The organism is Corynebacterium pseudogenitalium (assembly GCF_024453815.1).
Lineage (GTDB): Bacteria > Actinomycetota > Actinomycetes > Mycobacteriales > Mycobacteriaceae > Corynebacterium > Corynebacterium pseudogenitalium.
In genome coordinates this window covers 205,191-227,769 of sequence record NZ_CP072934.1, presented here as the reverse complement: position 1 = coordinate 227,769, position 22,579 = coordinate 205,191, and the positions used below count along the sequence as shown (strand labels likewise).

Genomic DNA, 22,579 nt, shown 5'->3' with positions numbered 1-22,579 from the left:
GCATGGAACGATTCTGGCGCAGTTTCAAATGGCTGTGGGGCACCTCGTGGCCCCTCTACGCCGCAACTGTGCTCGGAACCAACGTCGTCGGCGCCGTGCTGATCATGCTGTTCGTGCGGTTCCTCATCCCCATGCGGGAGGTGCAGCAGCTCAACATTCACGACGAAAGCCTCGGCTTCCTCGGCGCGGCCTACTTCTGCTTTGCCATCTTCGTGGGCATCGTGGTCACGTTCTTCTTGTTCCGCCCGGTGCTCGAGTGGCAGCTCAGCCCCGACGACCACGACCCGAACATGGTGCGCAACCTGGTCATGCGTATCCCGGTGCTGCAGACCGTGATCGTGGTCGGGGTGTGGGCCATCGGCATCATGATCATCACCGTGGCCGCCTGGCGCATCGACCACCAGCTGGCAATCGTGACCTTAGGGTCCACGTCGCTGGCATGTTTCGTCACCGCAGTGATGACATATCTGCAGGCAGAGCGCCTGGTGCGGCCGGTGGCGGCGTCGGCACTCGCGCGGCGCTTCGAAGACTCGACCCTGGAACCGCCGATCAAGCACCGCTTGTACCTGACCTGGTTCACCACCTCCGCCGTGCCGATGTTCGGGGTGCTCGCCCTGTTCTTCGCGCAGCGCCACGGCTTCTTCTACAACCGCCCCGGCGAGCTCATGCCTGCCGTGCTCGCGCTGACGCTCACCGCACTGGCCACCGGCTTCATCGGCACCGCGTTCGCCATCATGAGCGTGGTGGACCCCATCAAGGAGCTGCAGGAAGCCATCAACAAGGTGCGCCGCGGGGAGCGCAACACCCAGGTCGACATTTACGACGGCTCCGAAATCGGCGTACTACAAGCCGGGTTCAACGAGATGATGCGCGGGCTCAACGAGCGGCAGCGCGTCCGTGACATCTTCGGCCGCTACGTCGGCACCGAGGTCGCCCAGAAGGCCCTCGAGGAGAAGCCAGAGCTCGGCGGGGAGGACCGCCGCGTGGCCGTCGTGTTCATCGACGTCATCGGCTCCACCACGTTTGCCGTCAACCACACCCCTGAGCAGGTCGTGGCCGCGCTGAACAACTTCTTCGAGATCGTCGTTGAGGTGGTGCACCGCAATAAGGGCGTGATCAACAAGTTCCAGGGCGACGCCGCGCTGGCCGTGTTCGGCGCGCCCGTCTCCATCCACGACGCCGCCTCCCACGCCCTCCAGGCCGCCCGCGAACTCCGCCGCGAACTGGCGGGACTGGAGCTGCAGGCAGGCATCGGGGTGGCCTCCGGGCACGTGGTCGCCGGCCACATTGGCGGCTCCGACCGCTTCGAATACACCGTGATCGGCGACGCCGTCAACGCCGCCGCCCGCCTCACCGAGCTGGCCAAGGACACCCCGGGCTGCGTGCTCACCAACGCAGCTACCCTACGCGCCGCCAACGAGGTTGAGCAGCAGCGCTGGACGCTGATGAAGTCCGTGGAGCTGCGCGGGCGCAACCGCATGACGCAGCTGGCCCGCCCGGTGCGCTCCACCCTGGCGGACCGCTACTAGCCAGCCCCGCTACTAGCTCTTCGCGGCCTTCTTCGTTGCCTTCTTGCGCGTCGTCTTCTTCGTCGCCTTCTTGCGCGTGGTCTTACGCGTGGCCTTCTTGGCTGGCTTCGGGTTCTCCGCCTCGCGGGCCCGGCGCGCAGACAGCAGCTCGTTCGCGCGCTCGTCCGTCATGGTCTCCGGGGTATCACCGCGCTGGAGGGACGCGTTGGTGGTGCCGTCAGTGACGTACGGGCCGAAGCGGCCGTCCTTAATGGACATCGGCTTGCCGGACACGTCGTTGTCCCCGAGCAGCTTCAGCGGCGGCTTCGCAGCCCCGCGACCGCGGCGCTTCGGCTCCGCGTAGATGCGGCGCGCTTCCTCCAGCGTGATGCTGAAGATCTGCTCCTCGCTGGCCAGGGAGCGCGAGTCGGAGCCCTTCTTCAGGTACGGGCCGTAACGGCCGTTCTGCGCCGTAATCACTTCCCCATCGTCGACGCCCACCTCGCGCGGCAGGCTCAGCAGCTGCAGCGCCTGCTCAAGCGTGACCGAAGCCGGGTCCATCGACTGGAACAGGGACGCCGTCGCGGGCTTGAGCTGCTCGTCGACGAGCTCGGTCATGCGCTTTTCTTTCTGCTTCGCGGCAGTCTTGGTGTCCCAGTTCTTCTTCCGCTTGCCTTCTTCGGCGCGCTGCTTGTCCTCGGTGGCACGCTCCTCGGCGATGACTTCCTCGGCGTGGGCTTGCGCTTTCTCCAGCTCGTCGTCGCCGAGCTGCTCCGTGACGTACGGGCCGAAGCGGCCTTCCTTGGCCACTACCATGCGCCCGTTGGCAGGGTTCACGCCCAGCTCGCGGCCGGACTGCGGGGTAGCGAACAGCTTCTCCGCCAGCTCCAGGGTGACCTCATCAGGTGTGGTCGCCTCGGGGATGTTGGCGCGCTGGTACTCCGGCTCGCCGTCGGCGGTGACGCCCACCTGGCGTTCCATGTACGGCCCGTAGCGGCCCACACGCACGTTGACGGCGCGGCCTTCCGCGTCGTCGAAGAGTTTCAGAGAGTTGACCTGGCGGGCGTCGATACGCTCGAGGTTGTCCTCAATGATGTGCTTGAGCCCACCGCGGCGCGCGATCGCCTCGGCGGTGTTGTCGCTGGCGTCGGCGTCACCGAAGTAGAAGCTGGTCAGCCAGCGGGTGCGGTCCTCGTTGCCGTGCGCGATCTCGTCGAGCTCGTCCTCCATCGAGGACGTGAAGTCATAGTCCACCAGGGCATCGAAGTTGTTCTCCAGCAGCCCCACCACGGAAAACGCCACCCAGCTGGGCACCAGCGCGTTGCCACGGGAGAAGACGTAGCCGCGGTCCTGGATCGTCTTAATAATCGACGCATACGTCGACGGACGCCCAATCCCAAGGTCCTCCATCTTCTTCACCAGGCTCGCCTCCGTGTAGCGAGCCGGCGGGTTCGTGGAGTGCCCATCCGCCGAAATCGCGGTGGTCGGCAGCTCGTCGCCCGCAGTGAGCTGCGGAAGGTGCGTCTCGCTGTCTCGCGTATCCGAGTAGGCGCGCAGCCAGCCTGGGAACGTAATCGTGCGGCCGGTCGCAGCGAACTCGGTATCGAAGTCGCCCGCAACAGTCACCTTCGTGGAGTTCCCGCGAGCGTTCTCCATCTGGGACGCCACCGTGCGCTGCCAAATCAGCTCGTAAAGCTTGAACTCCTCCGCATCAAGCACCTTCGACAACTGCCCCGGCGTAGGAAAACGCTCACCAGCAGGGCGGATCGCCTCGTGCGCCTCCTGCGAGTTCTTCACCTTCCGGTCGTAGATACGCGGCTTGTCCGCCACGTACTCCGCACCGTAGAGCTCCGTCGCGGCAGCCCGCGCCGCCGACAGGCCCTGCTGCGACAGCGACGTCGAATCCGTACGCATATAGGTAATGTGGCCGTTCTCGTACAGGCGCTGCGCAATACGCATCGTTCGCGCCGACGTAAACCGCAACTTCCGCCCGGCCTCCTGCTGCAGGGTGGACGTCATAAAGGGTGCGTACGGCTTGCGGCTGTACGGCTTTTCCTCCACGCTGCTCACCGTCATCGAGGTGCCCTTCAGCGCCCCAGCAAGCTCCTCCGCCACCTGCTTATCGACGACCACAACCCCCTCAGCCGACCCCTTCAGCCGACCGCGATCATCAAAGTCCTTGCCCTGCGCAATCCGCGAACCATTAATCGCAACAAGCTTCGCATCAAACGCCGTACCCCCACCGTACGTCGCAGTCACATCCCAATACTCCGCCGGGATAAACGCCATGCGCTCGCGCTCACGCTCCACAATCACACGCGTCGCCACCGACTGCACACGACCCGCCGACAGCCTCGGCATGACCTTCTTCCACAACACCGGAGAAACCTCGTAGCCATACAACCGGTCCAGAATGCGACGGGTCTCCTGGGCGTCGACAAGATCCATATCCAGCTCGCGGGTATTCTCCGCAGCCTCCCGAATCGCCGACTCCGTAATCTCGTTGAACACCATGCGCTCCACCGGCACCTTCGGCTTCAACGTCTCCAGCAAGTGCCACGCGATCGCCTCACCCTCACGGTCCGGGTCTGTCGCCAGCAGCAGCCTGTCCGCCTGCTTCAACTTCGCCTTCAGGTCAGCGACCTTCTTCTTCTTGTCAGGACTGACAACATATATAGGTGCAAACCCAGACTCCGGATTCACACCCAACTTCGCCCACGGTTCCTTCTTGTACTTCGCAGGGATGTCAGCAGCGCGGCCCGGAAGATCACGAATGTGCCCCACGGAAGCTTCCACAATGTAGTCGCTCCCCAGATACTTCTGGATCTTCTTCGCCTTCGTCGCGGACTCCACGATGACGAGGGTCTTGCCGTCTTCAGCCACGCTTCGTGACACCTCACTTCAAGAACTATGTTCGTTAACTCACATAAGTTGTATCAGACAATATGAATAGCAACCCTACAACTCCTCGTTTTCACCCCCACCAACTACACTGAACCCCCATGAGCACCATCGGGCACCCAAGGAGGTAAAACCCCAGATGATCGACTCCCTCATCGGCTTCCTCCACACCCTGATGGGCACACCCCTCTTCTACCCACTCGTCATACTCCTCATCCTCGGCGACGCACTCATCCCCCTCATCCCCTCCGAAACCGTCCTCAACCTCTCCGGCGCCTTCTCCGCATCCCAAGGCGTCCCCAACGCGTGGGGCATCATCGCCGCCGCCATCATCGGCGGCATCATCGGCGACAACATCTGCTTCCTCCTCGGCGGACGCCTCATCCACGTCGTCGACCGCCTCGACCCCAACTCCAAAGCCGGCCAAGCCATCGACTGGGTGCGCCGCAACATGAACCGCGGCGCCGGCATCACCGTCCTCGTCGCCAGGTTCCTACCCTGGGCACGCTGGGTTGCCACCATCGTGCTGGGCAGCGTGCGCTACAACTGGTTCGCCTTCTTCCTCTACGACACCATCGGCGTCATCATCTGGGCCTGCCTCTCCGTCGGCCTCGGCTACGCCGGCGGCTCCCTCCTTTCCGACTTCCCCCTCCTCGGCATGATCGTCGGCATCGCCCTCGGCGCCCTCGTCGGCTGGATCATGCAGCGCATCCAGTCCTACATCTTCGAACTTTTCGACGTCCGGCGCGGCGTCTCCGCCGTGTAGGTCTTGGCTGTGCTGGCGGCGCGTGCTTCCCAGGTGGCTAATTTCGGCGAGGGAATTTGGTGCTAGTAAACAGGAGTCAGTGCCAAAGGACGCACCCTACTTTTCACGACCTGGGCTTTTCTCGAATCCCCCGGAAGGAATTGCGTCTATTGGCACTGGCACGTGAATGGAACTCAAAAGCAAAAACCCCGGCCGGAGCCGGGGTGTGCACCTATATAGATTAGAGAGCGGTGACCTGCTGGGCCTGTGGGCCCTTGGCGCCCTCGCCGATTTCGAACTCGACCTTCTGGTTCTCCTCGAGGGTGCGGAAGCCGCTGCCCTGGATCTCGGAGTAGTGGACGAAGACGTCGGCGGAGCCGTCGTCTGGAGCGATGAAGCCGAAGCCCTTTTCTGCGTTAAACCACTTCACGATGCCTGTAGCCATTGGTGTGTTCCCTTTCAAAAGATGGATAAATGAAGCCGTCCACCAGGGCTGATGTCCTGGCGCCCGCGTAAACAATCCCTCGCGAGCACCGTTGAAGGCGCGCACAAAATTTGTTACTGCCAACCAGTGTGCCACAAACTGGCATACTTTGCTGTGTCATGAAGCAGGATTTTTGTTCTTTTGGGGGCGAGCTCGTTCGCGGGCTTCGCGAGCAGTTCCCCCACTCCACGATCACCCACGTGGAGGAGGTTCCGGCGCGCCCGGCCGAGTACGGCGAGTGGCCCGAGTGGGTGCATCCGGCGCTGCGTCACGCACTCGAACAACGTGGCATTCAGCGGCTGTTTCGCCATCAGCAGCTGTGTGCCGAGGCTGCTTGGCGGGGTGAGGACGTTGTGGTGGCGACGGGGACGTCGTCAGGCAAGTCGTTGGGGTATCAGCTGCCGGTGCTGTCTGCGTTGGCGGCGGATGAGCGGGCGTGTGCGCTGTACATCACGCCGACGAAGGCGCTGGGGTCAGATCAGTTGCAGGCGACGTTGGCGCTGACGAAGGATCTGCCTGGGATTACGCCGGCGCCGTATGACGGCGATACTCCGGTTGATGCGCGGCGTGCGATTCGCGATCAGTCGCGGTTCGTGTTCACAAATCCTGACATGTTGCACGCGAGCATCCTTGGTTCGCATGAGCGGTGGGCACGTCTGTTGCGCCACTTGCGTTTCATTGTGGTGGATGAGTCGCACACCTATCGGGGGGTGTTCGGCGCCAATGTGTCCCTCGTTTTTCGACGCCTGCTTCGCCTCGCCCGCGCGTACGGTTCGGAGCCGACGTTAGTGTTTGCGTCGGCGACGTCGGCGGCCCCGGCGGAGCACGCGGAACTACTGTGTGGCAGGCCGGTGCGGGCGGTGGATGTGGATACAGCGCCGACGGGCGAGCGCACCGTGGTGTTGTGGGAGCCGGGTTTCATCGAGGGCGCGGAGGGTGAGCACGGTGCTCCGGTGAGGTATGCGGCGACGACGGAGGCGGCGTCGATAATGGGGTGGTTGGTGCGTGAGGGGGCGCGGACCTTGACGTTTGTGCGGTCGCGGCCGGCGGCGGAGATTGTGGCGATGCGCGCGCAGGAGGACTTGAGCGCTGCGGGGCGGCCGGATTTTGCGCGACGGATCGCGGCGTATCGGGCGGGCTACCTTGCGGAGGACCGTCGTGCGCTGGAGCGCGCCCTGGACGAGGGCGACATCCTGGGCATGGCCACGACGAACGCGCTCGAGCTGGGAATCGACGTCGGCGGGCTCGACGCCGTGGTGATGGCGGGCTATCCGGGTACGGTGGCGTCGTTTCGGCAGCAGGCGGGCCGGGCGGGACGCCGCGGGCAGGGCTCACTGGTGGTGCTCGTTGCCCGCGACGAGCCGATGGATGCCTTCCTGGTGCACCACCCCGCGGCGCTGCTGGGACGCCCGGTGGAGCGCAGCGTGTTCAACCCGTCGAACCCGTACATCCTGCGCGGCCACCTCTACCACGCAGCACACGAGCGCCCGCTGACCTCGAAGGACGTCGACGACTTCGGCGCCCACGACGTGGTGGAGCAAATGTGCGAGGAGGGCCTGCTGCGCAAGCGCCCTCGCGGCTGGTTCCCCGCACCTGACGCGGAGGTGACCGTCTCTATCCGCGGCGGTGCTGGCGCCGAGGTGATGATCGTGGACGTCAGCGACGGTCGCCTTTTGGGCACCATCGATGCCGCCCGCGCCCTCACCCAGGTCCACGAGGGCGCCGTGTATGTGCACCAGGGTGAGCACTTCGTGGTGCAGGAACTCAACCTGGACGACTACGTTGCGCTCGTGGAGCCCGCGCAGCCCGACTACACCACCCGCGCCCGCTCCACGACGGACATCCGCATCCTGGGCGAGGCCCACGAGACCCACCAGCTGGCGAAGGGCGTGTGGGTGGCCAGCGTGGACGTCGAGGTCACCGACCGCGTCACCGGCTACGTTGTCCGCCTGGCGGACGGCTCGGTCAGCGAACACATCCCGCTGGACCTGCCCGCGCAGCACCTGGAGACCCGAGCGGTGGCCTACACGATCGACCCCCTGGTGCTGGACTCGCTAGGCATCAGCGCGGGCGAGGTGCCCGGCGCGCTGCACGCCGCGGAGCACGCGGCGATCGGGCTGCTGCCGCTCATCGCCACGTGTGACCGCTGGGACATCGGCGGCGTATCGACGGCCCTCCACCAAGACACACTGCTGCCCACAGTGTTCGTGTACGACGGCCACCCCGGCGGCGCCGGCATGAGCGACGAAGGCTTCGCCCGCTTCCACACGTGGATCACCGCCACCTACGGCGCAGTGGAGTCCTGCCCGTGCGAGCACGGCTGCCCGTCCTGCATCCAGTCTCCAAAGTGCGGCAACGGGAATCAGCCGCTGGATAAGCAGGCGGCGCTGAAGGTGTTGGGGCTCCTGAGCAAGGCGTCATCCGTGGACGCAGAAAACCGGGAATTTGGTGCATAGATCGGGGAGCGAGTGACAAAGGACGCAATCCGGTCGGCCGAATCCGGCAAAAGCCCAGGTCGCAAAAAGTGGGTTGCGTCCTTTGTCACTCGGTTCTGCTGGGGTGACACCAAATCCCTTTGCGCAGGGGTCGCGACCTGGGGAAACGCCACGGCGCCATCCCGAAAAGCGGGATTTTGGTGCACACCTTGGCGCAGCACGCACCAAAATCCATCACAGCCCCTAGCGAGCGGAAATGCTATCCTTTACCTCGAAAGCCCCGGAACGATCCCTGCACTACGAAAGTAGGAGTAAATCGCCGGGGTTACTGGTTTTCAGCTTAATCATAGTCCTTTTGATTGATACACTGCGGGGCATGGATAAACGCACACTCCGCATGTGGATCCCAAACCAGCACGGCGCGTGGGCAATGGCGCTCACCCCCGCCATTGTGGGGACCCTCGGCGTCGCGTTCGGCACCGAGCGCTTCCCGGCCGCGATCGTGTGGTTGTTGATTGCGTGGTTTATCGGATACTGCGCGTTCTTCACGTTCGGCCAGGCGGCCCGGGCACGCACTGTGGAGCGGCGCCGCCAGTACATGCCGCCAGTACTCACCTACGGAGCGATCTCCCTGGTCGCGGTAGCGATCGTGGTCATGCAGGATCCGTCGGTGCTCAGGTGGGCGTGGTGCTACGCCCCACTGGTCGGCATCGCTGTGTGGGAAACACTGCAACGCAGACCGCGCTCGCTGGCCAGTGGCGCAGCGACGACGGTCGCCTCCGCACTACTGGTCGCGGTGATCGCGCACCTAGCCGGGTTGCCGACTGATTGGTCCAGCCCGGCGATCGTCGCGACGACGTTTTTGGCGCTCTACTTCACCGGGACGGTGCCGCTGGTCAAGACAATGGTGCGTGACCGCGGCAGCAGCGCCATGTTGGCGTTCAGTATCGGCTACCACGTGGTGGCAATCGTGGTGATGGTCGTATATACCGTCCTTGTTGGGTTCGGTTGGTGGATGGTTGCGGTACTGGTGTTGGCGCTGGCCCGCGCAGTGTACTTCCCACTGAGCGCGCGTCGCGGAAAGCGGTGGACTGCCAAGGACATCGGCAAGGCGGAGGTTGTGCCGTGCGTCCTGGCGGCGCTCGCGGCACTTGGGGTGCTGCTCACCGGATAGAGCGGCGCCTGACCAGATTGAGCAGGGTGTATCACAGATCTTCCGCTTCTCTGGCGGTAAAGCTGGGATACTGTAGTTTATGTCCTCTCGAAAAATTCTGCTTCGTCCAGAGTATAGCCATCCAAGCTCTTTATGGCCGTCTAAAGAACTAGTAGTCTCTGAGCCTAAAAACCTAGGGTTCTATCTTCCTGAGGAGATAGGGATTAAGCCAGCTTTAGGAAACGAAATCCTTGAGTGGACGAGGGAATTTCAGGATAATTTTCTCGAGAAACCCGATAGCTTTCATCAGCGCCCGCGCTGGAAAGACCAATTCGATAGATTTCAATGGTATGACGCGGGCTGGGATATCACGTACGCCTTGAGAGATTCATTCCCATCGACGCAGATCATTCCCCGGTTTTCGCAATTTGTTTTTTCCATCAATGAGCGAAGAGAGAATTTCGGAAAGCAGCCACTATGCCTTCCCGGGGACGAACGGGAAGGGTACGTGTCCATCAAGGAATGTCGGGAATAATGAAGAATTGTGGATCGCGCCGTCTGGGACAAATATTGCGAACCAAAACCTAAATAAGTTCAAGGGCTTCTTACCCGCGCCGATATATGCTTTTCCTCATAAAATAATCGATGTTCAAACCTACAAGACCCCGTGGCCGGGTGACCCTCGTGTCAATATTCAAAATGCGAAGGGCAAGGCCAAGCCATATCAAGTGAACCAGGTTCTCGAAGCAATTGAGAAACTAGGCACGCAGAAGAGTGAATCGGAGTAGCCAGCATGGACATCAATAAGTACACCTATCAAGTCTCCTGGTCGGAAGAAGATCAGGAGTACGTGGCGACCGTGGCTGAGTTCCCCTCATTGTCTTGGCTGGATGCAGATCGGCACCAGGCCGAGCGCGGTTTGATTGATCTTGTGACTGAGGTTGTCGAAGACATGGAGGCCTCCGGCGAGGTGGTTCCCGTGCCATTGGGGAGTCGTAACTATTCGGGGAAGTTCAACGTGCGCACGTCTCCGTCGCTGCATCGGCGGTTGGTTATCGCCGCTAAAACAGAGGGAATTTCTCTCAACGCACTAGTCAATCAAAAACTCGCGTCCGTCTAACTGGCGCACAGACCACACGCGCACTGAGATGCTCACGACGAGACGCCACTCACCTGCTAGACCGGCCCGGCGCGCGCCTTCTGCACGGCCCGGCCGACGCGCACGCTGACCTGCACGTCCGGCCCGTCAACCTCGCACGTGTCGACGCTTCCACCGTTGGCCTGGGCGGTGTCGTTGGCGGTGGAGCAGGCCTCGACACCTTGGTAGAGGGCGGTGGCCGCGGCGACAGCTGCGAGGTCGGCGGCGACGCGCGCCCGATGGGTGTTCGCCACCCCGGCAACCACCGCCGCAACCGCAAGAGCCAGCGCGGTCACCGCGGCGATGATGCCCGCCGTGGTGACAGATGCGGAGCCTTCGTCGCTTCGGAGTTGACCAAGCATGTCTAGCCTCCGAACTCGGTTGGGAAGACGGCGGTGGCCTCCATGCCGCGCACGCGGGCGGTCACGGTGACCATGCCGCCGCGTTCCTGGGTGGTCACGCGCCCGGCGGGCGGGTCGTAGTCCAGGCCGATGGCGTGCGCGCGGGCTGCGGCCCCGGCGATGTCCACCGCCGAGATGTAGGCGCCCATCGCGGCCAGCGCCGCCACGATCACACCGGCGACGACCACCAGGGCGCTCAGGGAGAGCGCTGCCTCGATGGTGTTCATGGGCTAGCCCGGCTTGTTGGTCAGCGCGTCGGTGATCACGCCTTCGATGGCGTCGGAGACGCCGTTGCTGGTGACCACCATGTAGAGCACCCCGGCAAGGGCCGCGGCAGCCAAAGTACCAAAGGCGTATTCGATGGTCGAAAGCCCGTCGTCGTTGGATAGTTTCGCCTGCATGCGCGTGATAATTCGGGCAGCTGCAGCGTGAACAAGATTCATAGACATTTTTATCTCCTTATTAGTTGTTGGTGTTTTAAAACAGGGTTTGGCCCAGGCTGACCACCACGGGCGCCAAGCCGAGGACGAAGAACGCCGGCAGGAAGAAAGCGGTCAGTGGGAGTGCGATGAGCACCCCGGCGCGCTCGGCGCGGGCGGTGGCGTGGTCGGCGGCGTCCGCGGTCAGGCTGACCGCGATGCGTTCGCAGCCCGCGGCGAGGGTTGCGCCGGTGGTGTTAGATAAGGCCACCAGGTGCGCGAGCTCCTCCCCACCCGGCACCGCGTGTAGCTCCGCCCAGGCGCGTGTCGGGTCGGCCCCGAGTGCGCTGAGCGCCGCCACGGTGTGCCAGGGGCTTGGGTCCTCGCCGTGGGTGTCGGCCACTGCGCCCGCGGCAGCGGCAACCGGCAGGCCTGCGCGGCAGCACGCCGCGAAGAGCCGGATGTCGGTTGCGCTCCTGCCGGGGCTTGGCGACGGCCCGTCCCGCGGGGTCTTCGGCGCACGGGTCACGTCGCGCCCCACCCGGCCGCGTGGGCTGTGCCCGGCGACGGCCATCGCGCCAGCGACGCACAAAGCGGTAACAAACGTACTCATTGGGTTGCCCTTTCAATGATGTGTTGTGACGTACAGAAACCGGCCCCCACCAGCGCGGTGCCGGCAATGAGCAGCACCCCGCCCAAGTTGGTGCCGGTCAAAAAGTGCAGCGGGCGCGCCCCCATCGCGGCGCCCATACCGATCCCGGCCAGCGGAAGCAGGGAGAGCACCACCGCGCTCGTCTTCGGCCCGGCCAACGCCGCGGCGGTGGCGGCGCGGTGGCGCAGCGCAGCGTCGATCTCCTCGCGTGCGGCGGTGACCAGGGAGGCGATCGGCACGCCGCGTTGCACCCCGACCCGCCACAGGGCCTCCACCCGGGACAGCTCCGGGGTGCGAAGCCCCGCGGCGTCGCCGGTGCTTAGCACGTGGCAGAACAGGGAGGCGTCGGCAAGCAGGTCGGTGGGGGTGGTGTCGGGGAGTTGGTCGGTGGCGCGAAGGGTGGCGTCGAGAAGCGAGGAACCTGCCTGCAGGCTGGCGCTGATGTGGCCGAGAAACTGCGAGGCCGCCTCCTGGCGCCGCACCAACGCCTGCCCGGCGCGGCGCCGCGAGTAGGCGTAGAGCACCGTCGCCCCGGCGAGCGCGGCAGCGATAACCACCGCCGCGCGATCCGTCACGATGACCAGCAGCGCCACAGCGAGCGCCACCGGCGGCACCCACCCCCAGGACACCGCACGCGGGCGAATCCGACGCACAGGCACCCCTCCCGTCCAGGCCACACAGGCCGCGAATGCGAACAGGTACGTCATGGCCGCTGCCAGATCACTCGTGTGGTCACCGGGTTGCCCTCCAGGGCGCCGATCTGGTGCAGGACGCGGCGGCCGTCGGGGCGGCGCTGCATCACAATCACCGTGTCCAGGGCTGGCGCGAGCTGCGCGTGCAGGGCGTCGCGCCCCATCCCGCCGAGCGCAGCGAGCGCCTCAAACCGGGCCGGGACCTCCTCGATCGCGTTGGCGTGCAAGGTGCCAGCGCCGCCCTCGTGACCGGTGTTCAGCGCCGCGAGGAGGTCCGTCACCTCCGCCCCGCGGATCTCCCCCACCACGATCCGGTCCGGGCGCATCCGCAGCGACTGGCGGACAAGGTCCGCAATCGTGACCTGGTCGGCGCCCTCCGTGTTCACCGCCCGCGTATTCAGGTTCAGCACGTGCGGGTGGTTCGGGGTCAGCTCCAGGGTGTCCTCGATCGCCAGGATCCGCTCGTGCGGCGCCACCTCTGCAAGCATCGCTGAGAGCAACGTCGTCTTGCCTGAACCGGTCCCGCCCACGATGACGAAGGCGCGCCGGGCCCAAACAATCTCGCGCAGCATCTCGGCGCGCTCCTCGTCCATCGTGCCGCTGGACACCAGCTCGTCGAGGGTGGCGGTGGTGGTGCGCAGCACGCGCAGCGACAGGCACGTGCCCGCCACGGCCGTGGGCGCCAGCACCGCGTGGAAGCGGATAATCGAGCCGTCCGGCCTGCGGAAATGTCCGTCGCAGTAGGGTTGGGCGTCGTCAAGGCGGCGCCCGCAGCGCAGCGCCAGGCGCGTGGCCAGTCGGCGCACGGACTCCTCGGAGTCGAAGCGGATCTCGCTGCGCTCGAGGCCGTGCCCGCGGTCCACGAACACGCGGTCGGGGGCGTTGACGCAGATGTCGGTCACCTCCCCGCCGGCGAGCAGCGGTTCCAGGGGCCCGGCGCCGGAGGTGTCGTCGCGAAGTTGGCGCATCGCGGCCAGCACGTCCACGTCACTGATAACGACGGCCTCTTCGCGGATCAGCGCCGCAAGCCGGGTGGCGTCGACCTCCCCGGGCTCGTCGGCCATGCGGCGTTGCACGCGTAGTAACAAGTCCCGATCCACTAGGCCACCTCCTCGAGCACAGCTTTTGCCGCCTTCGCAAGCCCAGTAGGCAACCGCTGCGGCAGGCCGCGCTGCTCGACGCGCTTCGTCAGCCCGCGGACCTGGCCGATGGTGGCCACCACCCGCGAACCCGCAATCGCGGCGATCTCGTCCACGCCGATGCCAGCCCACCCGATGTCCCTGACCACCAGCACGTGCCGCAGCCCGGCTCGCTCGCACTGGGCGACCAGTTGCGCCGCCGCGGACACCGCCCTGACCTGCGGGGCGACCAGGATCGCCACTACGTCGCAGCGCGCGGGCAGCTGCGCGCACGGGGCGTCCACCACGGTCACCCCGCCGGTGCCGAGCACCTCCACCAGCGCCTCAAGTTCATCCACACCATCCCCGAGACCAGCGCCGGAGACCTCCCTGCTACACGTCATCACCGCCACGCCGTCCGGGGTGGCGGGCAGCGCGCGGCGCACGTCCTCGCGGGCGACCGCGCCCTCCCCGATCGCGATCTCGCCCCACCGCGCGCCGATCTCCTCCTCGATACCGAGCAGCAGGTCCAGCCCGCCGGAGTGCGCGTGCCCATCAACCAGGGTCGACGGGGCCGCGGCCCTGGCGCACGCCGCCGCAAACGTCGAGGCGCCCACGCCGCCGGACGCGCCCACCACGCCGATGACCCTGCCGCGTTCCTTCGGTGTCCGCAGCGCCCCAATCGCGCGCAGCAGCTGTCCGGACTGATCCGGGACGTCGTAGGCGCCGCGCTGCTGGCCGAGCTCGAAACAATTCGGGCGGCGCAGTACCGCGGGTGGCAGGTAGGTGGCGAAGTGGGCGTCGATAAGTATGGCGAAGGCCTGCTCACAACGGCGGGCGACCTCCGCCGGCTCGGCGCTACTGAGGTCGGTGACGGGCATACCTGTTGCCGCCGCGAGGTGCATGGCCTCGGGGTGCAGCGCCGCGTCGCTGACGGCGATGGTGATGTTGTGCGTGCTCATGGCTTCGAGCATCACCCACGCCACAACCGCCCCACAACGGTTTGGAACGCGCCTGTGGATAACTCCCCTGTTGCCTGAACGCTCGACCCTGATTTGTGGATAACATTCTGCACAGCCCAACGCGTTCGTGTATGTGGCGTTAGAATGTGCCACATGGCTTCGAATTCGGCACCGGTAGCGGCGTTTTTTGATCTGGATAAGACGATCATCGCCACGTCGTCCGTGTTCGCGTTCGGCAAAGAGTTCCTGAACAACGGCATGATCACACGCCAGGAAGCGCTGGACCTCTACCTGACCAAAGCCGCCTACATGCTCGTCGGGCAGAGCAGCGAACAGATGGACACCACCCGCGACAACCTGGCCAACATGATCACCGGCTGGAGCGTCGAGGACGTCACCGCTGTCACCACCGAAACGATGCACAACGTGATCACCCCGGCGATCTACTCGGAGGCCCGCGAGCTCATCGAGGCGCACCGTAAGCTCGGCCACGACGTCATTATTATCTCGGCGTCGGCAAATATTTTGGTCGCGCCGATTGCGAAGGAGCTGGGCATCGACATGATTGTCGCCAGCGAGGTCGAGGTTGTCGACGGCACCCTCACCGGCCGCATCACCCGCTACCTCAAAGGCGACGCCAAGGCCGAAGCCATCCGCGAATTCGTCGCCGAACACGGCTACGACCTGGATCGCAGCTACGCCTACTCCGACTCCGCCACCGACATCCCCATGCTGGAGCTGGTGGGCAACCCCGTCGCAGTCAACCCGGACCGGGCGCTGCGCAAGCACGCGCAGGCGGAAGGCTGGGACGTGCAGACGTTCAAGAATCCGGAGCCGCTGATCCAGATCCCGAACGCGAAAGAAGTCGGTATCGGGGCGTCCGTCATCGCGGGCGTGACCGCGTTAGCCGTGGCAGGGACGCTGCTGGCAAAGGCCATGAAGAAAGATAAGTCTGCCTAAGCCCTGAGGGTGTGCGACAAATCCCATCAATGGTTGCTAGGGTTGAGTGCATTCAATAATCGCAGGAAGGTTGAACATACAGTGAGCAACGAAGGTCTGTACACCAGTGGAACGTTTGCAGTGTCCGCAAAGGTTAACTCGATTCCTTTGCACGACACCGATGTCACCCACCCGGGCAAGGACTCCATCGGTACGTTGATTTCGAACGCCTCCGAGCAGGTATCCACCCTGGTTCGCGGCGAGATTGAGCTGGCCAAGGCCGAGGTTATCGGCGAGGCCAAGAAGGGCGCCGTCGGCGGCGGCCTCCTGGGCGTCGCGGGTGTTATCGCCCTGTACTCCTCCTTCTTCCTTTTCTTCGCATTCGCCGAGATGCTGTCCTCCTGGATGCACCGGGGTTGGGCGTTCCTGATCGTCTTCGCCATCATGATCGCCCTGGCGGGCATCCTGGCGCTGGTCGGCGTGAAGAGCCTGAAGAAGATCCGCGCGCCGAAGAAGACCATCGATTCCGTCAACGAGCTGAAGAACCTGCGCCCAGGCCAGGCACAGAAGAACCTTGCCAAGGACAGCTCGGGGCTCTACACGGGCTCGAACTAGGGCGTGCCAGACTTTTCGACGTCCCCTTCGGCTATCGACCTACCTGGTCCTTTTACCCACGAGTGGTTGCACACTCGTGGGTTGCGCCTGCATGCGGCCGTCGCGGGCGACCCTACGAATCCGCTGCTGTTGCTGCTGCACAGCGCGTTCGGCGGCTGGTATGACTACCGCAACCGCATCGCCGACTTCGCCGATTCCGGCTATCACGTCGCAGCCCTCGACCTGCGTGGCTGCGGCCTGTCCGACAAGCCGGTGCGCCGCAGCGGCGACGCCCTCCTGCTGCACGCCGGTGACCTGAAGGGCGCAATCCACACGCTGGGCCACGACTCCGCGGAGGTGATCAGCGCTGGCGCCTCCACCGTGATCACGAACACGCTGCGGGAACGCTCCCCGCACCTGGTCACGCGCCACACCTCAGCACCATGGACCGGCAGCAAAGCCGCCTTTGTGCCGACGCCCCTCTACCGCCACTTCCCGGCCCTCTTCGACCAACTGTGGCTGCGTGACCTGCTACGCAACCAGCCCGAGGACGCCACCGCCGACCACCTGCGCCTGCGCCGGGACGGCACCCACATCACCAACGCGCTGCCCTACATTCTGGAGCTCGCGCGCATCGAAGCCCGCATGTAGCTAGCGCCCGACGCACGCCCCCGTACCAACCTGCTCACGCAGCCCAGCGATCTCGCCCGTACGCTCCAGGATCTGCTGCGCGGTGAGCACGTAACCGGTCTCCGTGGCGTCCACAGAGGCACCGAACACCATGCCCGCGACACCGCCGGACGGGGTCAGCATCGGTCCACCCGAGTTGCCCTGACGGATATTGCCGCGGATCGTGTACACCTGGCGTTGCACGTGCCGCTTCGCGTAAATATCGGGGCCAGACAGGCTGACTTGGTTGCGCACCCGCACCGGCATCGCCTCAAACGGGCCGGACTCCGGGAAACCCATCACCAGGGCGCTGTCGCCGGTGCGCAGCGTGCCCTCCGCCCAGCGCAGCGGCGCGATCCCCAGCGCCTCCGCGTGCAGCACCGCGATGTCCGCCTCCGAGTCGTAGAAGACCACTTTGGCCTTCTTCACCCCAAGCACCGTGTCCAAGGACACCGTCTCCGTACCCGCCACCACGTGCGCGTTGGTGAGCACGTAACCGTCCTCGATCACGAAGCCGGAGCCCATCAGCCGCCGACTGCAGGACTCCGCGTCCCCCATCACGTGCACCACGGAGGCGCGGACGGCGTCGACAAGCTCGGGGCGCGCAACCAACGGGTCCGGGGCGTCGACCTCCGCATGCCCATCCGAGGCAAACGGGGAAATCAGCGGCGGCAGACCCGAATCCGCCAGCACCGCCGCCACCTGCGACGGCAACTGCTTGCCCGCCGCCGGCATCGCAGCATCAATCTGCGTGAGCACCCGCGAGCTCTGCAAGTGCTTCGCCCACGCCCCCGGCAACGACGCCGCCAACGGCATACACACGCACCACACCAACGCCACCGCCACGGCCCCCTGGAACAGGGCACCAAACAGCGAATCGAGACGCTGCGCCGACTTCCGACGGAACCTGTCATGCATCCAGTCACCCACCGTCGAGCCCGCGAAGGACCCCAGGCAAACCACCAGCACAACCACCACAATCAGCACCGCCACGCGCACCCACTGCGCGTCCGCCCGCTGAATCAGCGGCGGCAGCCCCACCACCGCGAGCGTCAAACCGGCAACAATGCCCAGCGCCGACAGCACCGCCGAAAACGCACCGCGCCGCCAACCGCTCACACAGGCGGCGAGCACGATGATGAGGATGAGGACGTCGATAAGCACTAGAGCCCCACCGCTTCCTCAAGCTCCTCCAGCGAGTGGAACTCCTTCGGGAACAACCCAACCTGCCGCCCATCGCGCAACACCAACGTCAACGGCACCACCGCAGGCAGCCCCAACGCGCCCGCGAACGCATTCTCACCGTCCTGGTAACTCGGCACATCGACACCCAGATCCCCCAACAACGCCGCCCCATTCGCAGCGTTGCCATCCGCGTGCACACCCACCACGCGCACGTCCGGGTGCGCCTTCGCCAGCGCGTCAAACAACGGCAACTCCGCGCGGCACGGCTCGCACCACCACGCCCACACGTTCACCACCGTCAAGCCCGACTCCGACTCCTGGCCCGACTCCCCACCCAAACACGGCAACGCGACGCCGGCCACAGTCGGGCCCGGGCAATCCGGGCGCTGCGCCACCTGCGCCGTCGTGGCGGGCTGGTTACCCGGCTGCGCCGGTTCCCCAGGGCGCAACAACTGCCACGCACCCCCAACCATCAGCGCCGACACCACCACAATCGCAGCGACGCTCGCAACCACCGACCTACTCGCGCTCACACCTGCTCCATCTCGCCCTTGACACGTTTCGCCGCCTCAGCAGGATCCGTCGGACCCTCCAGACCAAAGCTGGGACAATCGTACGCGATAGGGCAGACACCACACGCCGGCGACTTGGCATGACACACCCTCCGGCCCTCAAAAATGATCCGATGCGAAAACATCGTCCACTCCGAAGGCTCAATCAACTCCGCCACAGCATGCTCAATCTTCACCGCGTTCGAGCCCAAGGAGGCGTCGATAAGCTTCAGCCTGTGCATCAAACGCTGAAAATGCGTATCGACGGTCAGCCCCGGCCTCCCAAACGCATTCCCCCGCACAACGTGCGCCGTCTTGCGCCCCACACCCGGCAAGCTGACCAAGTCCTCCAACGCGACCGGCACCTCACCACCAAAATCCGACACCAACTTCTGCCCCAACCCAATCAAGTTCGCAGCCTTCGCACGGAAGAAACCCGTCGGGCGAATGATCTCCTCCACCTCCGCCTGCGACGCCGCCGCATAATCCGCCGCCGTCGGGTACGCCCGGAACAGCGCGGGGGTGACCTGATTCACCCGCACATCCGTCGTCTGCGCCGACAACACCGTCGCCACAAGCAACTCCAGCGGGTTCGAAAAATCCAACTCCGCATGGGCATCAGGGAACGCTTTCGCCAGCGTACGATTAATCCTCCGCGCGCGACGCTTCCGCGCCAACGGCGACACCTCCCCCTTCAACACCGGATGCTTACCAGGGACCCGCCGCTGCTGCGGCGTCAACGAACCAGACATGCTTTCTCACCTTAACGGGGTAAGCGATACGATGGACGCATGGCAGTACTCTTAGTCGTCGCGATTCCCCTCATTCTCGGGCTGTTCACCATAGGAATGGAACACCTAGAGTCCGCAGTCGTCGACTAGTGGTACAGTTCCAGTGTGGTGTGACTCACGCACACTTCAAGAGCTAACGTGACAACCGACACGGGACTGTCACACCCGTCCACAAGGAGGATTCATGGAAGGCGCACACGAAATTCTCGCCCGCGCGGGCATATTTCAAGGCGTGGATCCCGCGGCCGTCGCAGCACTGATCCAAGACATGGAAACAGTCACCTTCAACCGCGGCACCACCATTTTCGACGAAGGTGAACCCGGCAACCGCCTCTACATCATCATCAGCGGCAAAGTGAAACTCGCGCGCCACGCCCCCGACGGACGCGAAAACCTCCTCTCCGTCATGGGCCCCTCCGACATGTTCGGCGAACTGTCCATCTTCGACCCAGGACCACGCACCTCCTCCGCAGTGTGCGTCACCGAAGTCACCGCGGCCACCATGGACTCCACGCTGCTGAAGAAGTGGATCGACAACCACCCTGAAATCTCCCAGCAGCTCCTCCGCGTCCTGGCCCGCCGCCTCCGCCGCACCAACGCGTCCCTCGCCGACCTCATCTTCACCGACGTCCCCGGCCGCGTTGCCAAAACCCTCCTCCAGCTGGCCAACCGGTTCGGCACCCAGGAAGGCGGCGTCCTGCGCGTGAACCACGACCTCACCCAGGAAGAAATCGCCCAGCTTGTCGGCGCCTCCCGCGAGACCGTCAACAAAGCCCTGGCAACCTTCGCCCACCGCGACTGGATCCGCCTCGAAGGCAAGTCCGTGGTCATCGTGAACACGGAGCACCTCGCCCGCCGCGCGCGGTAGGCTGCTGTTCTAGTTTTTGCCTGTTTTGTGAGCCCCCGGGCCTTCCCCGGGGGTTTTCTTCTGCACTTGTGAGGTCCCCCCTTCACCGCCAGTGCCAAAGGACGTACCTTCTTTTGAGTAGTCCTTTTTCTACCAGGCTGTTTGAATGTCTAGCTTCTTCTGGATTGCGTCCCTTGGCACTGGAGCCCTGGGAGTGTGCACCAAATTCCCACACTCGGCTTCGGCGACCTGGGCTTTTGCAGACCGGCCTGTTGAAATCCCGGAATCTGGTGCCGAGCAGATTGGGCCAAGCACCAAAGGCAACACAAAAGCCCTAGCTGCCAGCATCCACGACTAAGGCAACTAGGGCTCTAGAACTCGAAACGCCAGGAACTAGTGTTCCTTCAGGTAACGCAGGGCGACGCGCGTGGACTGTTCCGCGGCGCCGCGGAGGACTGGGTCGACGTCGTCGTAGATGGCGTCGACAAGGGTGTTGATGTCTACGTCCTCGCCGTACTTCTTCAGGGCCTCACGGATCTGGTCGAGGCGCTGCTCGCGGCGGTCGATGTACTTGCGGGCGAAAGCGGAGAGGTCCGGGGCATCAGGTCCGTGACCTGGCAGCAGCGGGATGTTCTTACCGCGGCGCTCCAGCATGGACAGCGTTTCCAGGTATTGGGCCAAGTCGCCGTCGGTTTCAGAGATCATGGTGGTGTGGCGGCCGGCGATGGTATCGCCGGTAATGATGCCTTCGAGCTGGTCATCTTCGACGTCGTGGGTGTAGACGAAGAAGCAGGTAGAGTCCGCGGTGTGGCCCGGGGTCGCAACGACCTGGATCTTGGGGGAGACGCCTTCGATGGAGATGATTTCGCCATCGGTGAGTGGCTCGGCGCCGTGGGTGTAGCGGGCGTCAAGAGCACGGATTGGGGCGCCGGTGAGCTGCGAGAAGCGGCGGGCGCCGTCGGCGTGGTCGTGGTGGCGGTGAGTCAGGAGGATGAGGGCAACCTTGTCCGCTTTAGACTGCAGGACGTTGAGGTGGCCTTCGTCTTCTGGGCCCGGGTCGACGACGATGCTGTACTCGTCTTCGGGGTCGCGCACAACCCAGGAGTTTGTGCCTTCGAGCGCCGCGTAGCTTGGATTGGGCGCAAGAACGACCGCGACGGATGCCGTTACAGGACGCAACTGACTATAAGCGGGATGCTGCATGCCACCCACCCTACCGCCTTGCACGCGGATTTTGCTGCGAAACAACGCGATTCCCCCGCTTAGGGGCACCGCGCGGTATCACTGCAGCTCGACGACGAGCTCCACTTCGACTGGGCTGTCGAGCGGCAGCACGGCAACGCCGACGGCGGAGCGGGCGTGGGCGCCGGCATCGCCAAAAATGTCGCCGATGACATCGGAGGCGCCGTTGATCACGCCGGGCTGGCCGGTGAAGGTTGGGTCGGAGGCGACGAAGCCCACGACTTTCACCACGCGCTTGATGCGCTCGAGGCCCACCAAATTATCGACGGCAGCTAACGCGTTGAGGGCGGCCTGCCGGGCGTAGCCGTAGGCGTCCTCGGCGGAGACGTCCGCGCCGACTTTGCCGGTGGCGGGCAGGGTGCCGTCGATAAATGGGAGCTGCCCGGAGGTGTGCACGTGGTTGCCGGTCTGCACCGCGGGAACGTAGGCCGCGACGGGCGCGGCGACGGCGGGCAGGGTGATGCCGAGTTCGGTAAGGCGCGCGGCCCAATCGGTGTGTGCCATGGCCTACTCCAGCGGGCGCTTCATGTAGGCGACGACGCTGTCCGGCGTCGGCCCTGGGGTGACGGTGACCAGTTCCCAGCCGTCCTCGCCCCAGGAGTCCAGGATTTGCTTCGTGGCGTGTGTGAGCAACGGAACCGTTGCGTATTCCCATTTCGTCATGGCCACTACCCTAGACGAATTCTAGAGGCCGATAATCTCGCGGCCGGCGACGAGGTGCTCGCCCCAGTCGTTGACCTGTGGGTTCTTGCGCAGGACGGCGCGGCGCTGACGCTCGGTCAGGCCGCCCCACACGCCGAACTCGACCCGGTTTTCGAGGGCCTCGGCGAGGCACTCGAGTTGGACGGGGCAGCGTCGACAAATTTCTGCGGCCTTGCGCTGCTCGGCACCTTGCACGAAGAGAGCGTCTGGGTCACCTGTGCGACAGATTGCACGAGTAATCCACTCCCCACGGTCAAACACAAGATCCCCAGCAGAGTTCACACGGCGCGGAATGGCGCGGGTGTCCTCGTACGTCGCGGTTCCAAGAGTGGCAGTCATGAATCGGTCTCCTTTCAAGCGGAGGCAAAGTATAATACTTAGACCCATTAAGCGCTTGTAAGTGTATTCACAGGGTATGCACCTTGTAAAATGCATCACATGAAAGGTGGGG

General features: G+C 64.6%; 26 protein-coding genes. 10 read left to right on the top strand and 16 right to left on the bottom strand.

Translation table 11 applies throughout. The annotated features are described in order from the left end of the window. Window positions 1-2: 2 nt before the first annotated feature. Window positions 3-1,529, top strand: coding sequence for an adenylate/guanylate cyclase domain-containing protein (locus tag KBP54_RS01000; protein ID WP_070363236.1), 1,527 nt, complete (start codon window positions 3-5; stop codon window positions 1,527-1,529). A 12-nt stretch (window positions 1,530-1,541) separates the two neighbouring features. Here the strand turns inward: KBP54_RS01000 and topA are convergent, their stop codons facing one another. Further along, a complete protein-coding gene (topA, locus tag KBP54_RS00995; RefSeq protein ID WP_256006022.1) occupies window positions 1,542-4,391 on the bottom strand; it encodes a type I DNA topoisomerase in 2,850 nt (949 codons plus the stop codon). A 157-nt stretch (window positions 4,392-4,548) separates the two neighbouring features. Between topA and KBP54_RS00990 the strand changes: the two genes are divergently transcribed. Then, complete coding sequence (locus KBP54_RS00990) at window positions 4,549-5,175, top strand: DedA family protein (protein WP_070477320.1); 627 nt, start codon at window positions 4,549-4,551, stop codon at window positions 5,173-5,175. Between the two features lie 220 nt (window positions 5,176-5,395). Here the strand turns inward: KBP54_RS00990 and KBP54_RS00985 are convergent, their stop codons facing one another. Then, complete coding sequence (locus KBP54_RS00985) at window positions 5,396-5,599, bottom strand: cold-shock protein (protein WP_070363240.1); 204 nt, start codon at window positions 5,597-5,599, stop codon at window positions 5,396-5,398. A 158-nt stretch (window positions 5,600-5,757) separates the two neighbouring features. On the opposite strand from KBP54_RS00985, the gene KBP54_RS00980 reads away from it, so the two are divergent. The 4 genes from KBP54_RS00980 (at window position 5,758) to KBP54_RS00965 (ending at window position 10,346) form a co-directional block, all read left to right on the top strand. Next, window positions 5,758-8,094 carry a DEAD/DEAH box helicase gene (locus KBP54_RS00980; protein WP_256006020.1) on the top strand — a complete coding sequence of 779 codons (2,337 nt, stop codon included), beginning with the start codon at window positions 5,758-5,760 and terminating at the stop codon, window positions 8,092-8,094. 355 nt (window positions 8,095-8,449) lie between these two features. After that, entirely contained in the window at window positions 8,450-9,247 is a 798-nt protein-coding gene (locus KBP54_RS00975; RefSeq protein WP_070363242.1) for a YwiC-like family protein, read from the top strand. A gap of 422 nt (window positions 9,248-9,669) precedes the next feature. Further along, entirely contained in the window at window positions 9,670-10,014 is a 345-nt protein-coding gene (locus KBP54_RS00970; RefSeq protein ID WP_240492752.1) for a hypothetical protein, read from the top strand. A 5-nt stretch (window positions 10,015-10,019) separates the two neighbouring features. Continuing rightward, entirely contained in the window at window positions 10,020-10,346 is a 327-nt protein-coding gene (locus tag KBP54_RS00965) for a type II toxin-antitoxin system HicB family antitoxin (protein ID WP_070363243.1), read from the top strand. Between the two features lie 56 nt (window positions 10,347-10,402). Here KBP54_RS00965 and KBP54_RS00960 read toward each other — a convergent pair whose 3' ends face one another. The 7 genes from KBP54_RS00960 to KBP54_RS00930 are packed head-to-tail and all read right to left on the bottom strand — an operon-like array spanning window position 10,403 to window position 14,608. Further along, window positions 10,403-10,726, bottom strand: coding sequence for an Rv3654c family TadE-like protein (locus KBP54_RS00960; RefSeq protein WP_070363244.1), 324 nt, complete (start codon window positions 10,724-10,726; stop codon window positions 10,403-10,405). Between the two features lie 2 nt (window positions 10,727-10,728). Continuing rightward, entirely contained in the window at window positions 10,729-10,992 is a 264-nt protein-coding gene (locus KBP54_RS00955) for a hypothetical protein (RefSeq protein WP_070363245.1), read from the bottom strand. A 3-nt stretch (window positions 10,993-10,995) separates the two neighbouring features. Then, the gene (locus tag KBP54_RS00950) at window positions 10,996-11,208 is read right to left on the bottom strand and encodes a DUF4244 domain-containing protein (protein ID WP_070363246.1); all 213 of its coding nucleotides are present in this window, start codon (window positions 11,206-11,208) and stop codon (window positions 10,996-10,998) included. A gap of 34 nt (window positions 11,209-11,242) precedes the next feature. Then, the gene (locus tag KBP54_RS00945) at window positions 11,243-11,797 is read right to left on the bottom strand and encodes a type II secretion system F family protein (protein WP_256006018.1); all 555 of its coding nucleotides are present in this window, start codon (window positions 11,795-11,797) and stop codon (window positions 11,243-11,245) included. Next, the gene (locus KBP54_RS00940; protein ID WP_256006017.1) at window positions 11,794-12,543 is read right to left on the bottom strand and encodes a type II secretion system F family protein; all 750 of its coding nucleotides are present in this window, start codon (window positions 12,541-12,543) and stop codon (window positions 11,794-11,796) included. The genes KBP54_RS00945 and KBP54_RS00940 overlap by 4 nt, the downstream gene beginning before the upstream one ends. Then, window positions 12,540-13,616 (bottom strand): TadA family conjugal transfer-associated ATPase, encoded by a 1,077-nt coding sequence (locus tag KBP54_RS00935; RefSeq protein WP_256006014.1) that lies wholly within the window; start codon window positions 13,614-13,616, stop codon window positions 12,540-12,542. The genes KBP54_RS00940 and KBP54_RS00935 overlap by 4 nt, the downstream gene beginning before the upstream one ends. 11 nt (window positions 13,617-13,627) lie before the next feature. Continuing rightward, on the bottom strand, window positions 13,628-14,608 hold the full coding sequence (locus KBP54_RS00930) for a CpaE-like family protein (RefSeq protein ID WP_256006013.1): 981 nt from the start codon (window positions 14,606-14,608) through the stop codon (window positions 13,628-13,630). A gap of 153 nt (window positions 14,609-14,761) precedes the next feature. Between KBP54_RS00930 and KBP54_RS00925 the strand changes: the two genes are divergently transcribed. The 3 genes from KBP54_RS00925 (at window position 14,762) to KBP54_RS00915 (ending at window position 16,792) form a co-directional block, all read left to right on the top strand. Then, the gene (locus KBP54_RS00925; protein WP_256006011.1) at window positions 14,762-15,568 is read left to right on the top strand and encodes an HAD family hydrolase; all 807 of its coding nucleotides are present in this window, start codon (window positions 14,762-14,764) and stop codon (window positions 15,566-15,568) included. A gap of 81 nt (window positions 15,569-15,649) precedes the next feature. After that, window positions 15,650-16,162 (top strand): phage holin family protein, encoded by a 513-nt coding sequence (locus KBP54_RS00920; RefSeq protein WP_256006010.1) that lies wholly within the window; start codon window positions 15,650-15,652, stop codon window positions 16,160-16,162. Between the two features lie 3 nt (window positions 16,163-16,165). Next, a complete protein-coding gene (locus KBP54_RS00915) occupies window positions 16,166-16,792 on the top strand; it encodes an alpha/beta fold hydrolase (protein ID WP_071573609.1) in 627 nt (208 codons plus the stop codon). Here the strand turns inward: KBP54_RS00915 and KBP54_RS00910 are convergent, their stop codons facing one another. The 3 genes from KBP54_RS00910 to nth are packed head-to-tail and all read right to left on the bottom strand — an operon-like array spanning window position 16,793 to window position 19,298. Next, entirely contained in the window at window positions 16,793-17,974 is a 1,182-nt protein-coding gene (locus tag KBP54_RS00910) for a MarP family serine protease (RefSeq protein WP_256006007.1), read from the bottom strand. After that, window positions 17,974-18,468, bottom strand: a complete 495-nt coding sequence (locus KBP54_RS00905; protein WP_256006606.1) for a TlpA family protein disulfide reductase — start codon at window positions 18,466-18,468, stop codon at window positions 17,974-17,976. The genes KBP54_RS00910 and KBP54_RS00905 overlap by 1 nt, the downstream gene beginning before the upstream one ends. Window positions 18,469-18,524: 56 nt before the next feature. Further along, entirely contained in the window at window positions 18,525-19,298 is a 774-nt protein-coding gene (nth, locus tag KBP54_RS00900) for an endonuclease III (protein ID WP_256006005.1), read from the bottom strand. 223 nt (window positions 19,299-19,521) lie between these two features. Here nth and glxR point away from each other — a divergent pair, with 223 nt between their 5' ends. Then, window positions 19,522-20,205 carry a CRP-like cAMP-activated global transcriptional regulator GlxR gene (gene glxR / locus KBP54_RS00895; RefSeq protein WP_070363256.1) on the top strand — a complete coding sequence of 228 codons (684 nt, stop codon included), beginning with the start codon at window positions 19,522-19,524 and terminating at the stop codon, window positions 20,203-20,205. 372 nt (window positions 20,206-20,577) lie between these two features. Here glxR and KBP54_RS00890 read toward each other — a convergent pair whose 3' ends face one another. The 4 genes from KBP54_RS00890 to KBP54_RS00875 all read right to left on the bottom strand — a co-directional run bounded on the left by KBP54_RS00890 (window position 20,578) and on the right by KBP54_RS00875 (window position 22,467). After that, window positions 20,578-21,387, bottom strand: coding sequence for an MBL fold metallo-hydrolase (locus tag KBP54_RS00890; RefSeq protein ID WP_070363614.1), 810 nt, complete (start codon window positions 21,385-21,387; stop codon window positions 20,578-20,580). A gap of 78 nt (window positions 21,388-21,465) precedes the next feature. Continuing rightward, complete coding sequence (locus tag KBP54_RS00885; RefSeq protein WP_256006004.1) at window positions 21,466-21,930, bottom strand: RidA family protein; 465 nt, start codon at window positions 21,928-21,930, stop codon at window positions 21,466-21,468. A gap of 3 nt (window positions 21,931-21,933) precedes the next feature. Further along, window positions 21,934-22,089, bottom strand: coding sequence for a Sp36 family protein (locus KBP54_RS00880; protein ID WP_145945277.1), 156 nt, complete (start codon window positions 22,087-22,089; stop codon window positions 21,934-21,936). Window positions 22,090-22,110: 21 nt separating this feature from the next. After that, window positions 22,111-22,467 (bottom strand): WhiB family transcriptional regulator, encoded by a 357-nt coding sequence (locus tag KBP54_RS00875; protein WP_083329365.1) that lies wholly within the window; start codon window positions 22,465-22,467, stop codon window positions 22,111-22,113. Window positions 22,468-22,579 lie beyond the last annotated feature (112 nt).

Coding starts and splice junctions, on each gene's coding strand:
- KBP54_RS01000 (WP_070363236.1), top strand. CDS start 3: ATGGAACGATTCTGGCGCAGTTTCAAATGGCTGTGGGGCACCTCGTGG.
- KBP54_RS00990 (WP_070477320.1), top strand. CDS start 4,549: ATGATCGACTCCCTCATCGGCTTCCTCCACACCCTGATGGGCACACCC.
- KBP54_RS00985 (WP_070363240.1), bottom strand. CDS start 5,599: ATGGCTACAGGCATCGTGAAGTGGTTTAACGCAGAAAAGGGCTTCGGC.
- KBP54_RS00980 (WP_256006020.1), top strand. CDS start 5,758: ATGAAGCAGGATTTTTGTTCTTTTGGGGGCGAGCTCGTTCGCGGGCTT.
- KBP54_RS00975 (WP_070363242.1), top strand. CDS start 8,450: ATGGATAAACGCACACTCCGCATGTGGATCCCAAACCAGCACGGCGCG.
- KBP54_RS00970 (WP_240492752.1), top strand. CDS start 9,670: ATGAGCGAAGAGAGAATTTCGGAAAGCAGCCACTATGCCTTCCCGGGG.
- KBP54_RS00965 (WP_070363243.1), top strand. CDS start 10,020: ATGGACATCAATAAGTACACCTATCAAGTCTCCTGGTCGGAAGAAGAT.
- KBP54_RS00960 (WP_070363244.1), bottom strand. CDS start 10,726: ATGCTTGGTCAACTCCGAAGCGACGAAGGCTCCGCATCTGTCACCACG.
- KBP54_RS00955 (WP_070363245.1), bottom strand. CDS start 10,992: ATGAACACCATCGAGGCAGCGCTCTCCCTGAGCGCCCTGGTGGTCGTC.
- KBP54_RS00950 (WP_070363246.1), bottom strand. CDS start 11,208: ATGAATCTTGTTCACGCTGCAGCTGCCCGAATTATCACGCGCATGCAG.
- KBP54_RS00945 (WP_256006018.1), bottom strand. CDS start 11,797: ATGAGTACGTTTGTTACCGCTTTGTGCGTCGCTGGCGCGATGGCCGTC.
- KBP54_RS00940 (WP_256006017.1), bottom strand. CDS start 12,543: ATGACGTACCTGTTCGCATTCGCGGCCTGTGTGGCCTGGACGGGAGGG.
- KBP54_RS00930 (WP_256006013.1), bottom strand. CDS start 14,608: ATGAGCACGCACAACATCACCATCGCCGTCAGCGACGCGGCGCTGCAC.
- KBP54_RS00925 (WP_256006011.1), top strand. CDS start 14,762: ATGGCTTCGAATTCGGCACCGGTAGCGGCGTTTTTTGATCTGGATAAG.
- KBP54_RS00905 (WP_256006606.1), bottom strand. CDS start 18,468: ATGGTTGGGGGTGCGTGGCAGTTGTTGCGCCCTGGGGAACCGGCGCAG.
- nth (WP_256006005.1), bottom strand. CDS start 19,298: ATGTCTGGTTCGTTGACGCCGCAGCAGCGGCGGGTCCCTGGTAAGCAT.
- glxR (WP_070363256.1), top strand. CDS start 19,522: ATGGAAGGCGCACACGAAATTCTCGCCCGCGCGGGCATATTTCAAGGC.
- KBP54_RS00890 (WP_070363614.1), bottom strand. CDS start 21,387: ATGCAGCATCCCGCTTATAGTCAGTTGCGTCCTGTAACGGCATCCGTC.
- KBP54_RS00885 (WP_256006004.1), bottom strand. CDS start 21,930: ATGGCACACACCGATTGGGCCGCGCGCCTTACCGAACTCGGCATCACC.
- KBP54_RS00880 (WP_145945277.1), bottom strand. CDS start 22,089: ATGACGAAATGGGAATACGCAACGGTTCCGTTGCTCACACACGCCACG.
- KBP54_RS00875 (WP_083329365.1), bottom strand. CDS start 22,467: ATGACTGCCACTCTTGGAACCGCGACGTACGAGGACACCCGCGCCATT.